General features: G+C 66.6%; 14 protein-coding genes. 6 read left to right on the top strand and 8 right to left on the bottom strand.

Annotated elements, in window-relative coordinates; all coding sequences use genetic code 11:
* From ligK to WG903_RS15485, 6 genes are read left to right on the top strand one after another with little or no spacing between them, the layout of a single operon-like run.
* Entirely contained in the window at positions 1-684 is a 684-nt protein-coding gene (gene ligK, locus WG903_RS15510) for a 4-carboxy-4-hydroxy-2-oxoadipate aldolase/oxaloacetate decarboxylase (protein ID WP_340077029.1), read from the top strand.
* Between the two features lie 4 nt (positions 685-688).
* A complete protein-coding gene (locus tag WG903_RS15505) occupies positions 689-1,615 on the top strand; it encodes an amidohydrolase family protein (protein ID WP_340077027.1) in 927 nt (308 codons plus the stop codon).
* Between the two features lies 1 nt (position 1,616).
* Positions 1,617-1,991, top strand: a complete 375-nt coding sequence (gene ligA / locus WG903_RS15500) for a protocatechuate 4,5-dioxygenase subunit alpha (protein ID WP_340077025.1) — start codon at positions 1,617-1,619, stop codon at positions 1,989-1,991.
* On the top strand, positions 1,991-2,845 hold the full coding sequence (locus WG903_RS15495) for a class III extradiol dioxygenase subunit beta (protein ID WP_340077023.1): 855 nt from the start codon (positions 1,991-1,993) through the stop codon (positions 2,843-2,845). Before ligA ends, WG903_RS15495 begins: the two co-directional genes overlap by 1 nt.
* Position 2,846: 1 nt before the next feature.
* On the top strand, positions 2,847-3,803 hold the full coding sequence (locus WG903_RS15490; RefSeq protein WP_340077021.1) for a Gfo/Idh/MocA family oxidoreductase: 957 nt from the start codon (positions 2,847-2,849) through the stop codon (positions 3,801-3,803).
* Positions 3,804-3,858: 55 nt separating this feature from the next.
* Entirely contained in the window at positions 3,859-4,080 is a 222-nt protein-coding gene (locus WG903_RS15485; protein ID WP_340077019.1) for a hypothetical protein, read from the top strand.
* Here WG903_RS15485 and WG903_RS15480 read toward each other — a convergent pair whose 3' ends face one another.
* The 8 genes from WG903_RS15480 to dnaG all read right to left on the bottom strand — a co-directional run bounded on the left by WG903_RS15480 (position 4,081) and on the right by dnaG (position 14,011).
* Entirely contained in the window at positions 4,081-5,349 is a 1,269-nt protein-coding gene (locus tag WG903_RS15480; protein ID WP_445263608.1) for a YncE family protein, read from the bottom strand. It lies immediately after the preceding gene.
* Positions 5,346-6,062: a creatininase family protein gene (locus WG903_RS15475; protein ID WP_340077017.1), complete on the bottom strand. Its 717-nt coding sequence runs from the start codon at positions 6,060-6,062 to the stop codon at positions 5,346-5,348. The genes WG903_RS15480 and WG903_RS15475 overlap by 4 nt, the downstream gene beginning before the upstream one ends.
* Positions 6,063-6,081: 19 nt before the next feature.
* A complete protein-coding gene (locus WG903_RS15470) occupies positions 6,082-6,402 on the bottom strand; it encodes a hypothetical protein (protein ID WP_340077015.1) in 321 nt (106 codons plus the stop codon).
* Positions 6,403-6,487: 85 nt separating this feature from the next.
* Entirely contained in the window at positions 6,488-7,972 is a 1,485-nt protein-coding gene (locus tag WG903_RS15465) for a tripartite tricarboxylate transporter permease (RefSeq protein ID WP_340077013.1), read from the bottom strand.
* Positions 7,972-8,493: a tripartite tricarboxylate transporter TctB family protein gene (locus WG903_RS15460; RefSeq protein WP_340077011.1), complete on the bottom strand. Its 522-nt coding sequence runs from the start codon at positions 8,491-8,493 to the stop codon at positions 7,972-7,974. The genes WG903_RS15465 and WG903_RS15460 overlap by 1 nt, the downstream gene beginning before the upstream one ends.
* Before the next feature lie 7 nt (positions 8,494-8,500).
* A complete protein-coding gene (locus WG903_RS15455; RefSeq protein WP_340077009.1) occupies positions 8,501-9,505 on the bottom strand; it encodes a tripartite tricarboxylate transporter substrate binding protein in 1,005 nt (334 codons plus the stop codon).
* 139 nt (positions 9,506-9,644) lie between these two features.
* Positions 9,645-12,008, bottom strand: coding sequence for an RNA polymerase sigma factor RpoD (gene rpoD / locus WG903_RS15450; RefSeq protein ID WP_340077007.1), 2,364 nt, complete (start codon positions 12,006-12,008; stop codon positions 9,645-9,647).
* Between the two features lie 236 nt (positions 12,009-12,244).
* Positions 12,245-14,011, bottom strand: coding sequence for a DNA primase (dnaG, locus tag WG903_RS15445; RefSeq protein WP_340077005.1), 1,767 nt, complete (start codon positions 14,009-14,011; stop codon positions 12,245-12,247).
* Between the last annotated feature and the right edge of the window lie 13 nt (positions 14,012-14,024).

Raw genomic sequence — 14,024 nt, 5'->3', positions numbered from 1 at the left:
ATGTACGAACTGGGCGTGGTCTACCGCAACATCCAGCGCACGGAAGCGGCCGTGGCGGACGCGCTGGCCAAATTCGGCTCCGCCACGGTGCACGAGGCCATGGGCCGCGTGGGCCTGATGAACACCTACATGCGCCCGATCTATGCCGGCGCGCAGGTGTCGGGCACGGCGGTGACGGTGCTCCTGCATCCCGGCGACAACTGGATGATGCATGTCGTCGCCGAGCAGATCCAACCCGGCGACATCGTCGTCGCCGCGCTCACGTCGCCCAACACCGACGGCTTCTTCGGTGACCTGCTCGCCACCTCGTTCCAGGCGCGCGGCGCCCGCGCGCTGGTGATCGACGCCGGCTGCCGCGACGTGAAGACGCTCACCGAGATGAAGTTCCCGGTGTGGAGCCGCGCGATCAGCAGCAAGGGCACGATCAAGGCCACGGTCGGCTCGGTGAACATCCCGGTGGTTTGCGCCAATGCGCTCGTGCATCCCGGCGACGTGATCGTGGCCGACGACGACGGCGTCGTGTGCGTGCCGCGCGCGATGGCGAAAAAGGCGCTGGACGCCGCGACGGCGCGCGAAGCGAACGAGGGCGAGAAGCGCCAGAAGCTGGCGTCCGGCGTGCTGGGCCTGGACATGTACAAGATGCGCGAGCCGCTCGAGAAGGCCGGCCTGCGCTACATCGATTGACGGCATGAGCGGCAAACCCACCTCAGGCGGTTTCGAGAAGACCCCCGGCTGGCTCGACTGGTACTCGGGCCCGAGCAAGCCGCAATTCAAGCTGCCGCCGGGCAGCGTCGACGCGCATTGCCACGTTTTCGGCCCCGGCGCGCAGTTCCCGTTCGCGCCGGAGCGAAAGTACACGCCGTGCGACGCGAGCAAGGAGCAACTCTTCGCGCTGCGCGACCACCTGGGCTTCGACAAGAACGTGATCGTGCAGGCCACCTGCCATGGCGCGGACAACCGCGCGCTGGTCGATGCGCTGAAGTCGTCGAACGGCAAGGCCCGTGGCGTGGCCACGGTGAAGCGCTCGGTGACGGACCGCGAGCTGCAGGAGATGAACGCCGCCGGCGTGCGCGGCGTGCGCTTCAACTTCGTCAAGCGCCTCGTGGACTTCACGCCGAAGGACGAGCTGATGGAGATCGCCGCGCGCATCGCGCCGCTCGGCTGGCACGTGGTGATCTACTTCGAGGCGGTGGACCTGCCCGAGCTGTGGGACTTCTTCACCGCGCTGCCGACCACCGTGGTGGTGGACCACATGGGACGCCCCGACGTGAAGAAGCCCATCGACGGGCCCGAGTTCGGGCTGTTCCTCAAGTTCATGCGCGAACATCCCAACGTGTGGAGCAAGGTGAGCTGCCCCGAGCGCCTCTCCGTCACCGGCCCGCCGGCCTTGAACGGCGAGCGCAACGCCTACCGCGACGTCGTGCCCTTCGCCCGCAAGGTGGTGGAGACCTTCCCCGACCGCGTGCTGTGGGGCACCGACTGGCCGCACCCGAACCTGAAGGACCACATGCCCGACGACGGCCTGCTGGTGGATTTCATCCCGCACATCGCCACGACGGCCGAATTGCAGCGCAAACTGCTGGTCGACAACCCCACGCGCCTGTACTGGAGCTGACATGCCGCTCGACAAGCCCTACAAGAACGTCCCCGGCACGACCATCTTCGACGCCGAGCAGAGCCGCATGGGCTACTGGCTCAACCAGTTCTGCATGTCGCTGATGAAGGCCGAGAACCGCGAGCGCTTCAAGAAGGACGAACGCGCGTACCTCGACGAATGGCCCATGACGGAAGACCAGAAGCAGGCCGTGCTGGCGCGCGACCTGAACCGCTGCATCCAGCTGGGGGGCAACATCTACTTCCTGGCCAAGATCGGCGCGACCGACGGCAAGAGCTTCCAGCAGATGGCCGGCTCGATGACGGGCATGTCGGAAGACGAATACCGCAACATGATGATCGCGGGCGGCCGCGACCCGAAGTGGGGAAGGAAATAATGGCGCGCATCACCGCATCGGTCTACACCTCGCACGTGCCGGCGATCGGCGCCGCGATGGACCTGGGCAAGACGGCCGAGCCGTACTGGCAGAAGGTCTTCGCCGGCTACGAGTTCTCGCGCCAGTGGATGAAGGACAACAAGCCCGACGTCGTCTTCCTCGTGTTCAACGACCACGCGACGGCGTTCAGCCTGGAGATGATCCCCACCTTCGCCATCGGCACGGCGGCGCAGTACAAGGTGGCCGACGAGGGCTGGGGCCCGCGCCCCGTGCCGGACGTGCAGGGTGCGCCGGACCTGGCCGCGCACATCGCGCAGTCGGTGATCCAGCAGGACTTCGACCTGACGCTCGTCAACAAGATGGACGTGGACCACGGCCTGACGGTGCCGCTGTCGCTGCTGTGCGGCGACGCGAAGGAGTGGCCGTTCCAGGTCATTCCCTTCGCCGTGAACGTCGTGCAATACCCGGTGCCCAGCGGCATGCGCTGCTTCCGCCTGGGGCAGGCGATCCGCAAGGCGATCGAAAGCTACGACGAAGACCTGAACGTGCAGATCTGGGGCACCGGCGGCATGAGCCACCAGTTGCAGGGGCCACGCGCAGGCCTGATCAACCGCGAGTGGGACAACCGCTTCCTCGACCGCCTGATCGACGACCCCGAGGGCCTCGCGAAGGTGCCGCACATGGAGTACGTGGAGGAGGCCGGCAGCGAAGGCATCGAGCTCGTGATGTGGCTGATCGCGCGCGGCGCGATGGCGGACGTCAACGGCGGCGCGAAGCCGACGGTCCGGCACCGCTTCTACCACGTGCCCGCGTCGAACACGGCCGTCGGCCACCTGATCCTGGAGAACAACTGACATGGGCAAGAACATTCGCGTCGCGCTCGCGGGCGCCGGCGCCTTCGGGCAGAAACACCTCGACGCGCTCAAGTTGATCGACGGCGTGGAGGTGACGTCGGTGATCGGCCGCGAGCTGGACAAGACGCAGGAAGTCGCGAAGAAGTACGGCATCGGGCATGCGACGACCGAGCTCGACGAGACCCTCAAGCGCGGCGACGTCGACGCCGTGATCCTCGCGACGCCGACGCAGATGCATGCGTCGCAATCGCTGGCCTGCCTGAAGGCGGGCAAGCACGTGCAGGTGGAGATTCCCCTGTGCGACAAGCTCGCCGACGGCAAGGCCGTGGTGGAAGCGCAGAAGAAGACGGGCCTGGTCGCGATGGTCGGCCACACGCGCCGCTTCAACCCCAGCCACCAGTTCGTGCACAAGAAGATCCAGGCGGGCGAGTTCAACATCCAGCAGATGGACGTGCAGACCTACTTCTTCCGCCGCACCAACATGAATGCGCTGGGCCAGGCGCGCAGCTGGACCGACCACCTGCTGTGGCACCACGCCGCGCACACGGTGGACCTGTTCCAGTACCAGACGGGCAGCCGCGTGGTGAAGGCCAACGCCATCCAGGGCCCCATCCATCCGACGCTGGGCATCGCGATGGACATGAGCATCCAGCTGCAGGCCGCGAACGGCGCGATCTGCACGCTGTCGCTGTCCTTCAACAACGAAGGCCCGCTGGGCACCTTCTTCCGCTACATCGGCGACACCGCGACGTACATCGCCCGCTACGACGACCTGTTCAACGGCAAGGACGACAAGATCGACGTGTCGAAGGTCGACGTCTCCATGAACGGCATCGAACTGCAGGACCGCGAGTTCATCGCCGCCATCCGCGAGGGGCGCGAGCCGAACGCCAGCGTGGCGCAGGTGCTGCCCTGCTACGAGGTGCTCGACCAGCTGGAGAAGCAGCTGGCTAGCTGAAAGGCCTCATTCCGGAGCCTTGAAGAGTTGCGTTGCAGCGCGCATACTGGACCGTATGCAGCCGCAACTGCTGTGCATCGAGAAGGCCTGCGATTACTGCGGGGCGAAGCTCGAAGTCACCGCCGCCGAGGTCGGCGGCGAAGCGCGCCCGCACCGCTACGCCTGCCCGCAGTGCGGCAAGGACTACGAGGTGACCGCCGCCGGCAACCCGCACGTGCGCGTGCTCAAGCCGCGCACCGACGGCAAGACGGGCAGCTACCAGCAGACGATGTTCTGACTAGCGCAGGTTGCCGGTGTGCCCGAGCGAATAGCGCCCGGGTTGCGGCCACACCGTGAGCCCGTGCGGCTCCGCGCCCACCTTGATCTTCGTGACCGCGCCGTTCGACGTGTCGATCCGGTAGACCTCGTCGTCGTAGCGGCCCGAGAGCCACAGCCACTTGCCATCGGGGCTGACGTTGCCCATGTCGGGGCTGCCGCCGCCGGGGATGACCCAGGTGGTGATGATCCTGGCGGTGGCGAAGTCGATGACGCTCACCGTGCCCGGGCCGTCGTTCTTGCCGTGGATCTTGTGCGTGCTGCGGTTGGCCACGTACAGCTTGGTGCCGTCGCGGCTGGGGTACAGGCCGTGCGCGCCGAGGCCGGTGGTGATGAACCCGACCTGCTTGAACGAATCCCCGTCGACGATGTGCACGCCGTCCGCGTGCATGTCGGCGATGAAGAAGCGCTTGCCGTCCGGCGAGATGCGGATGTCCTGCGGCATGCCCTTCTTGGCGGTGCAGATCTCCATCTGCGGGTCGTCGGGCTTGCTGCCCTCCTTGAAGCGCTTCTCGGGCATCTGCAGCTTGATGTAGCCCAGCACCTTGCGCTCCACCAGGTCCACCTTGGCCAGCGTGCCGTTGAACTCGCAGGTGAAGATGGCGTACTTGCCGTCGATGGAGAAGTCGGCGTGGTTCACGCCGCCGCATTGCGGCACGTTGATCGAATACTGCATCTGCATCGTCTTCGGGTCGCGGAAGTCCAGGCGCTTCTTGGCCTCCGCGACGACGATGGCCGACTTGCCGTCGGGCGTGAAGTACATGTTGTACGGGTCGTCCACGGGGATGGACTTGCCGGGCTTGCCGGTCTTGGGGTCGATGGGCGTGAGGCTGCCGTCGGTGCGGCCTTCGGCGTTGTTGGCGACCCAGAGCGTCTGCAGGTCCCACGAGGGCACCACGTGCTGCGGGCTGCGGCCCACCTTGAACTTGTCGACCACCTTGGCGGTCGCGGGGTCGATCACGTAGACCTCGTTGCCACGCAGGTTGGGCACGTACACGCGCTCGAGGTGGTCCTTGACGGCGGGGCTCATCTTGCCCGCGCCGACTTCGCTGTACAGGTTGTTGGCGTTCGGCACGCCGGGCATGCCGGGAACCGTGGTCACCGCCGCCGCGGGTGCGGCGGCCGATGCGGCGGAAGCTGCCGGCTGCTGCGCGCCGGCTTCCAGGATCAGGGCGCCGGCACCGGCCGCAATGGCCGCGAGGGCGAGAAGGGTGGTCTGGTTCGATTTCATCTTTTTACGAGCCGCTGGATCGCGGCCACAGAAGTCTCAACGATTTCACGCATCGCGCGTTGACCGGTTTCGGCGCTCGCGCGCCGGGGGTCGCCCCGCACGCCATCCTTGTCGGGTTGCGCGCCCGCCAGCAGGTCGCCTCGCACCAGCGACTTGTCGACGGCCATCGCCAGCGACGTGTCCGCAAGGCCGGCATGTTCGGACTCGCGGTAATACTCGCTCAACGCATGGACGCGCACGGGGGAAGCTTTCCACTCGCGATTGAGTTTCGCCGCAACTTGCTGCAGGTCCTTGCGGTAGCCGCCGTGGTCGCCCAGCAGCACGATGTCGCGAAAGCCGTGGCGGCGGAAGCTGCGCGCGGCGCCTTCGAGCAACGATTCGAAAGCGGCGTCTCCGATCGTGATCGTGCCGGGGTATTTCATGTGGCCTTCGTCCGGCACGTAGCTCACCACCGGTGCGACGACGGCGTTGCCGAGCGCCCTGGCGATCTGCCCCGCCAGCACGCGCGCCCGGACGTTGTGCTTGCCCAGCACCATGTGCGGCCCGTTCTGTTCCGTGCCGCCGATGGGGATGAGCACGGTGGTGGCCCCGGCGGCCATGCGGTCGCGCAGCTCCGGCCAGGTCATCTCTTCGAGATGGACGTTCTGGGCGAAAGCGGGAAGGGCGGCGGCCAGCCACAGCGAAAACAACAGAAAGGCGGCCCGTCGGTGCATGACGAGCGAGTGTAGCGGGCTAGGGGGAGGCCCTTGCCTGCGATTCCGCCGCCAGGCAGCGTGCTTCTTCCGTGGCGAGGATCGCGTTCACCTTCGCGGCCTGCGCATCGGGCAGCATGCAGTCGTTGTCGCCGTCGTTCTTGAAGCAGGCCGCGGCCCAGTGCACGTCGTAGAGCAGTTCGGCCGCGCGGCGGCAATGTTCCAGCACGGCAGGCGGCGAATGGGCCACGACGGGCAGCGGCGCCGGCGGCGCGGGCGCGGGCCGGAACCAGGCGAAGGTACCTCCCGCTGCCGCGACGAGTGCGGCCATCGTGAGGGGGACGGTCAGTCGCCAATCCATGGCAGGGCTCCGCCTTGAATATAGGCAAAAGGCGAAGGCCCCGGAGGGCCTTTTTTTGCGGATTGCTGACAGCTTTTACCGACAGCTAGCCGGCCGTGCGCGGCCTGCGCAGCCACACCGCCAGCGGCCACAGCACCGCGGCGAACGTGAGGAAGGCCAGCACCGCGGCGACGGGCCGGTTGAAGAAGGGGATCAGGCTGCCGTCGGACTTGATCAGCGACGTGACGAAGTTCTGCTCGACCATCGTGCCCATCACGGCCCCGAGGACGAGGGCCGCCACCGGGTAGCCGTTGCGGTCCATGAAGTAGCCCACCAGGCCGAAGCTCGCGACGGTGAACACCAGCGCGAGGTTGTTGCCCGTGGCGAAGGAGCCGACGGCGCACAGCAGGATGATCACCGGCATGATCAGCGAGCGCGGCACGTACAGCACGTAGCGCGCGGAGCGGATCATCATGATGCCCAGCGGGATCATGATGATGTTGGACAGCATGAACACGATGTAGAGGGCGTACATGCTCGACGCCTTTTCCGTGAAGAGCGTCGGCCCCGGGTTCAGGCCCTTCATGTAGAGCACGCCGATGGCGATGGCCGTGATCGTGTCGCCCGGGATGCCGAACAGCAGCGACGGCACCCATCCCGATGCAAGGCTCGCGTTGTTGCTGGCGCCGGCTTCGATCAGGCCTTCGGGGTGGCCCGTGCCGAACTTCTCCGGCGTCTTCGAGAAGCGCTTGGACATCGCATAGCTGATCCACGCAGCCATGTCGGCGCCCGCGCCCGGCAGCACGCCGATGATGATGCCGACGATGTTCCCGCGGATCTGCTGCTTGGGGTGCGACTTGGTCAGTTCCCATTGCCCCGCGAGGATGCTGCCGAACTTGCGCGGCGGCAGCACGGGCACGTCCTGCGCCTTGTAGGCACGCATCACTTCCGACACCGCGAACACACCGACGAGCACCGGGATGATCTCGATGCCGCCGAGCAGGTCCGAGATGCCGAACGTGAAGCGGGCCGTGCCCGCGGGGTTCTCGATGCCGACGCAGGTGATCAGCAGGCCCAGGAACATCGCGGCGATGGCCTTGATCGGGGAGGAGCGCGCGACCATCGTCGCGCACATCAGGCCCAGGAGGGCGAGCCAGAAGTACTCGAAGGTCGAGAACTGGAAGGCCATCTCGGCCAGTGCCGGCGCCATCGCGATGAGCGAGATCGTGCCGATGATGCCGCCGATCGCGGAAAACCACAGGCAGATGCCCAGCGCCAATTCCGGCTGGCCTTTCATCGTCATCGCGAAGGCTTCGTCGGTGTACGCGGCCGATGCGGGCGTCCCCGGGATGCGCAGGAGGCAACCCGGGATGTCCCCGGAGAAGATGGCCATGGCGGACGCCGCGATGATCGCGGACACCGCCGCGATCGGCGACATGTAGAACGTCACCGGCACGAGCAGCGCGGTGGCCATCGTGGCCGAAAGGCCCGGCAATGCGCCCACGATGAGGCCGTAGATGGATGCGCACAGAATCGTCAGCAGCACGTCCGTCTGCATGACCATGTAGAAGCCCTGGAGGAGGTTGTTCATCAGACCCAGGGAAATCTCAGCAGCCCTTGCGGGAGCGGGACTCGCAACAGCTTGTAGAACACGAGGTGCACGAGCGCCGGCGCGACGATGGCGAGCGCGATGGCATGCTTGAGCTTCGCGCCCTGGCTCCAGGCCAGCACGAAAATCAGCGCGAACGCAGTCAGCCAGAAGCCCAGCTTCTCCGATGCGAAGTAATAGAAGAAGAGCGCAGCTGGCGGGACCAGCACCTTCCAGCCGCCGCGCACGAAGGTGGCCAGGCGGCCTTGCGCACGCTCCAGCGCTTCTTCGTCGGCCACCTCGCCCGTGGCCGAAGTGACGATCCTTTCTTCCTCCTCGAACGTGCGCCCGATGCCGAGAATGATCAGCACCCCGCACGCGATGAGCGCGGCGCCGATCACCATCGGGAAGACGTTGGGCCCGACCTGCTGGCCGGGCACCGGGGGCAGCAGGGAGCCGCCCCAGTACGAGGCCACTCCCAGGCCCACCAGCATCGCACCGGTGACCCGGTCGGAAACTTTCACCGGCGCGTCAGGTCACTAGGCCGGCGGCCTTCATCGCCACGCCCATGGCCGCATCGGAATTCGCCATGAAGCTGGCAAAGCCGCCCGCGTCGGCCCACTTCACGCCGAAGCCGCGGTTGGCCATGAAGTCGCGGAATTCCTTGGAATCGTTGACCTTCTTCAGCGACGCCACGAGCTTGGCACTGACGTCGGCGGGCAAGCCCTTCGGGCCCGCGATGCCGCGCCACGCGCCGACAGCCGCGAAGTCCGCGCCCATGCCTTCCTTGAGCGTCGGCACGGTCGGGAAAGCCGGGTTGCGTTCGCTCGCCATGATGGCCAGCGACTTCGCCTTGCCGGCTTCGACCAGCGCGCGCGATTCCGGAAGCGAGCACGACACGATGTCGAGGCCGCCCGCCGCCAGGTCCTGCATGGCGGGAGCCGCGCCGTTCGAAGGAACCCATGCGACGTGGTTCGGCTTGAGCCCCAGGGATTGCAGCCAGCTCCCCAGCGCGAGGTGCCAGATGCCACCCTGGCCGGTTCCGGACGCCTTGAACTTGCCCGCGGGCGATGCCTTGATCGCGTCGGCCAGCTGCTTGACGTTCTGGTACGGAGCGTTGGCCGCGACGGTGAGGCCGGGCGGGTCTTCGTTCATCAACGCCAGCGCCGTGTAGCTGGCGGGCGTGAGGTCGGTGAGCTTTTGCCAATGCATCATGGCGATCTCGACCGTGAGCATGCCGAGCGTGTACCCATCCGGCGGCGCCGTCGCAATGGCCGAGTGGCCGACGACGCCCGAACCGCCCGTGCGGTTCACCACATTGAAGGGCTGGCCGAGGTCCTTCTCGAGCAGGCTGGAGATGATTCGCACCGTGGCGTCGGTGCCGCCGCCCGCGCCCCAGGGGCAGATGACGGTGACAGGCCGGTTGGGCCAGGCGGCTTGCGCCAGCGAAAGGCCCGGGACGACTGCCGCCGCGCCGAGAGCGCCTGCCGCAGTGAGGACGCGGCGACGAGTGGGCCGCAGCTTGGAATCCACCATGAATGTCTCCTATCGTTGTACACGCTGGCGTCAGCGTCCAATCATCGTACCAAAGCGGTTTGGGAGGCCGGCAAGGAAAAACCCGTGGGCAAAAAAAAGCGCCCCGGGGTGGGGCGCTTGTTGTAGAGCAGGTTGAACGTCAGAGCGTGTCGATGAAGCTGCGCAGCTTGTCGCTACGGCTGGGGTGCTTGAGCTTGCGCAGCGCCTTCGCCTCGATCTGGCGGATGCGTTCGCGCGTCACGTCGAACTGCTTGCCGACTTCCTCGAGCGTGTGGTCCGTGCTCATCTCGATGCCGAAGCGCATGCGCAGCACCTTGGCCTCGCGCGGCGTGAGCGAATCGAGGATGTCCTTGACCACGTCGCGCAGGCCCGCCTGCATGGCGGCTTCGATCGGCGCCGTGTTCGAGGTGTCCTCGATGAAATCGCCCAGGTGCGAATCGTCGTCGTCCCCGATGGGCGTTTCCATCGAGATCGGCTCCTTCGCGATCTTCATGATCTTGCGGATCTTGTCCTCGGGGATCTCCATCTTCGCGGCCAGGATGGAGGCGTCCGGCTCGTAGCCGAACTCCTGCAGGTGCTGGCGCGAGATGCGGTTCATCTTGTTGATCGTCTCGATCATGTGCACCGGGATGCGGATGGTGCGGGCCTGGTCGGCGATCGAGCGCGTGATGGCCTGGCGGATCCACCACGTGGCGTACGTGGAGAACTTGTAGCCGCGGCGGTATTCGAACTTGTCCACCGCCTTCATCAGGCCGATGTTGCCTTCCTGGATCAGGTCCAGGAACTGCAGGCCGCGGTTGGTGTACTTCTTCGCGATCGAGATCACCAGGCGCAGGTTGGCCTCGATCATCTCCTTCTTGGCGTCGCGCGACGAGGACTCGCCCTCGTTCATGCGCTTGTTGATCTCCTTCAGTTCCACCAGCGGCACGACCACGCGCGACTGCAGGTCCATCAGCTTCTGCTGCAGCTCCTGGATCGGCGGCACGTTGCGCGCCAGCACGGCGCTGTAGGGCTTGCCGGCCGCGGCCTGCTTCTCCACCCACTTGAGGTTGAGCAGGTTGGGCGGGAATTCCTTGGCGAACGTTTCCTGCGGCATGCCGCACTTGTCCACGATGATGCGGCGCAGCTCGCGCTCCTTCTTGCGCACGTCGTCGACCTGCGCGCGCACCATGTCGCACAGCTTCTCGATGGTCTTGGCCGTGAAGCGGATGGTCATCAGCTCTTCGCTGAGCGCGTGCTGGGCCTTGTGGTAAGCCGGCGTGCCCCAGCCTTCCTTGTCGTACACGCGGTGCATCTTCTCGAAGAGCGAGCCGATCTTGTCGAACTTCTCGAGCGCGCGCGCCTTCAGTTCTTCCAGCTTCTTGGTCAGCGCCTTGCTGCCGCCCTGGCCGTCGTCGTCGTCCTCGGCGTCGAACTCGTCGAAGTCTTCCTCGGCCACGTAGTCGTCGGCCTCGTTGGGGTCGGAGAAACCGTCGACCACCTGCGAGATCACGACCTTGCCTTCGCGGATGTCCTTGGCGGTCTCGAGGATCGCGGCGATGGTGGCGGGCGATGCGGAGATCGCCTCCATCATCGCCATCAGGCCGCCTTCGATGCGCTTGGCGATCTCGATTTCGCCTTCGCGCGTGAGCAGCTCCACCGTGCCCATTTCGCGCATGTACATGCGCACGGGGTCGGTGGTGCGGCCGAACTCGGAATCGACCGTGGAGAGCGCTGCTTCGGCTTCTTCCTCGGCCTCCTCGGCCGTGGCTGCCGTCGGCGTCGTGTTGTTCAACAGCAGCATCTCGGCGTCGGGCGTCTGTTCGTACACCGCCACGCCCAGGTCATTGAGCATGGCGACCACGACTTCGAGCGTCTCCGCATCGACCAGCTTCTCGGGAAGGTGGTCGGTGATCTCCGCGTGCGTGAGGTAGCCGCGCGTCTTGCCCAGCGTGATCAGCGCCTTCAGGCGCTGGCGGCGCTTGGTCATTTCCTCTTCGGACAGGATCGTCTCGTCCAGGCCGAATTCCTTCATCAAGGCGCGTTCCTTCGCCTTGCTGATCTTCATGCGCAGGGGCTTGGCCTTCTCGACCACCGCCTCCACGGGCGGGTCGTCGCCGCCCAGTTCCTCGTCGATGTCGGCGAGGTCGACGTCGTCCTCGCCCTTGGCCGGGCCTTCAGCGGCGTTCTTCGGCTTGCGGCCGCGCTTGGCGCCCTTGGCGGGCGACTCGGCCTCGGGCGCGGCCGCCTTGGGCGGGCGTCCCGGTTTCTTCTTCACGGGCTCCTCGACGGCGTGTTTCGTCGAGGGCTTGGACTTCAACTCTTCCTTGGCAGTGGCTTTTTCTTTGGCGGGGGACTTCGTTGCGGGCACTGGCTTGTCTTTCACGGCGTGGGTCTTGCTGGGCTTGGCATGCGCCTTGGGCGGCGCCGGCTTGGTCTTGACGACCTTGAGCGGGGCCTTGGCGTGTTTGACCGGTTTCTTCGCTACGGGTTTCGCGGCGGCTTTGGACTTTGCTGCGGGCATGACGAAATACCTCGGTACCTGGGAGGGCTCAAACGAACAAAGTGCGCCACGGACTACCCGGCGCGGGCGGCGACGGCGAAGCCGTCAGGGGCAAGATGGTTGGGCGAACATTTGGTGTGCAGTCCTTGCGGTGAGGTGGCGCTGTCGTGCTCGATGGCATCGGTCGGCCGGGCCCGGAGGTGCTGCTGTCGCTCTTGCCGCTAGCAAACCCTACATTATATCGATTGCCGGCAAATTCAAGGGTTGGGGGGCCGCTTTTGCTCGTTCCACAACAGCTTGAGGCGCTCGTAGGCCGCCGGGTCGGTCGCCGCCCGGGCCGACAGCTCCCGGCGCTCTTCGTCCATCAGCCTTTCCCGCTCCCTCTGCAGGATGCCGCGAAGCTCATCGAGGTCGTGCTCGATGTCGGGCAGCACCCGCGCCGCCTGGTCCAGGAGGTAGGGGGCGGCCTCGTGGGCGGCCACGGCTTCCCGGAGGGCTTCCCAGGGCTCGGGGCCGTGCTCGTGGATGTGGGCGTCGAGCCAGGCGAACAGGGGGCCATGCGGCTCGCCCAGGTCGCACAGGATGTGGTGGTCGTCGTTGCTCAGCGAGGCCCACGCGCCGGGGTTCATGAAGGCGATCTGCAGCGCACGGTCGGCGCGCCCCGGGGGCAGCGTGCGGCCAGGGCGGCGCTGCGGTTGCACCGGGTCGCGGCGCGACGGCGCCGGCGGGCGCGTGCCCCACAGCGACGCCAGCTCGCGCGCATCGAGCTGGACGAGCTGCGCGATCTCCGGCAGCAGCTGGCGCTTGAGCGCGCCGTCGGGCAGGGCGTTGAAGAGCGGCTTCGCGTTCGCGGCCATGTGGGCGCGGCCTTCCGCCGTCGACAGGTCGCAGCCTTCGCGCGCGGCTTCGATCAGGAAGCGGCTGAGCGGCGTGGCTTCGCCGATATAGCGCGAGAACGCGTCCTGGCCGTGCTCGCGGATGTAGCTGTCGGGGTCGTGCTCGGCGGGGAGGAAGAGGAACTTGACGCTGCGCACGTCGGAAGCGAAGGGGAGTGCCACGTCGAGCGCCTTGCGCGCGGCGCGGCGGCCCGCCTCGTCGCCGTCGAAGCTGAAGACGACCGAGTCGGTGAAGCGGAAGAGCTTGTGCACATGGTCCGGCGTGCATGCCGTGCCCAGCGTCGCGACCGCGTTGGGAAAACCCAATTGAGCCAGCGCCACGACGTCCATGTAGCCCTCGGTCACCAGCACGAAGCCGTGTTCGCGCAACTCCGCGCGCGCTTCGAACAGGCCGTAGAGCTCGCGCCCCTTGGAGAACACCGGCGTCTCGGGCGAATTCAGGTACTTGGGCTTCTCGTCGCCCAGCACGCGCCCGCCGAAGCCGATGCACTCGCCCTTGACGTTGCGGATGGGGAACATCACGCGGTCGCGGAAGCGGTCGTAGCGCTTGTCTTCCTCGGCGTTCGCGATGACGAGGCCGCTCTCCTCGAGGAGCGGGTCGGCGTAGTCGGGGAAGACGCCGGCCAGCGTGCGCCAGCCTTCGGGCGCGTAGCCCAGCCCGAAGCGTTTCGCGATTTCGCCGGTGAGGCCGCGGCCCTTGAGGTAGTCGATGGCGCGCGGCGAATTCTTCAGGTGCTTGCGGTACGCCTCGCCGGCCTTTTCGAGCACGTCGCTCAGCGTGGCCTGCTTCTCTCGGCGTTTCGCCGCCGCTTCACGGTCGGCCGGGCTCGTCTCGTCTTCCGGCACCTCGAGCCCGTACTCGCCCGCGAGCTCCTTCGTCGCCTCCACGAAGTTCATGCCGGCGTGTTCCATCAGGAACCGGATGGCGTCGCCGCTCTTGCCGCAGCCGAAGCAGTGGTAGAACTGCTTCGAGGGGCTGACGTTGAACGACGGCGACTTCTCGGCATGGAAGGGGCACAGGCCGACGAAGTTCGCGCCGCTCTTCTTGAGCTGGACGAAGCGCCCGACCACCTCGACGACGTCGGCCCGCGCCAGCAGTTCCTGGATGAATGCCTGTGGAATCGCCATCGTTGGCGTATCT

Source organism: Ramlibacter sp. PS4R-6, from assembly GCF_037572775.1.
Lineage (GTDB): Bacteria > Pseudomonadota > Gammaproteobacteria > Burkholderiales > Burkholderiaceae_C > Ramlibacter.
Note: the sequence above shows the minus strand (reverse complement) of the source record. Positions and strands in the feature narration are given on the sequence as shown.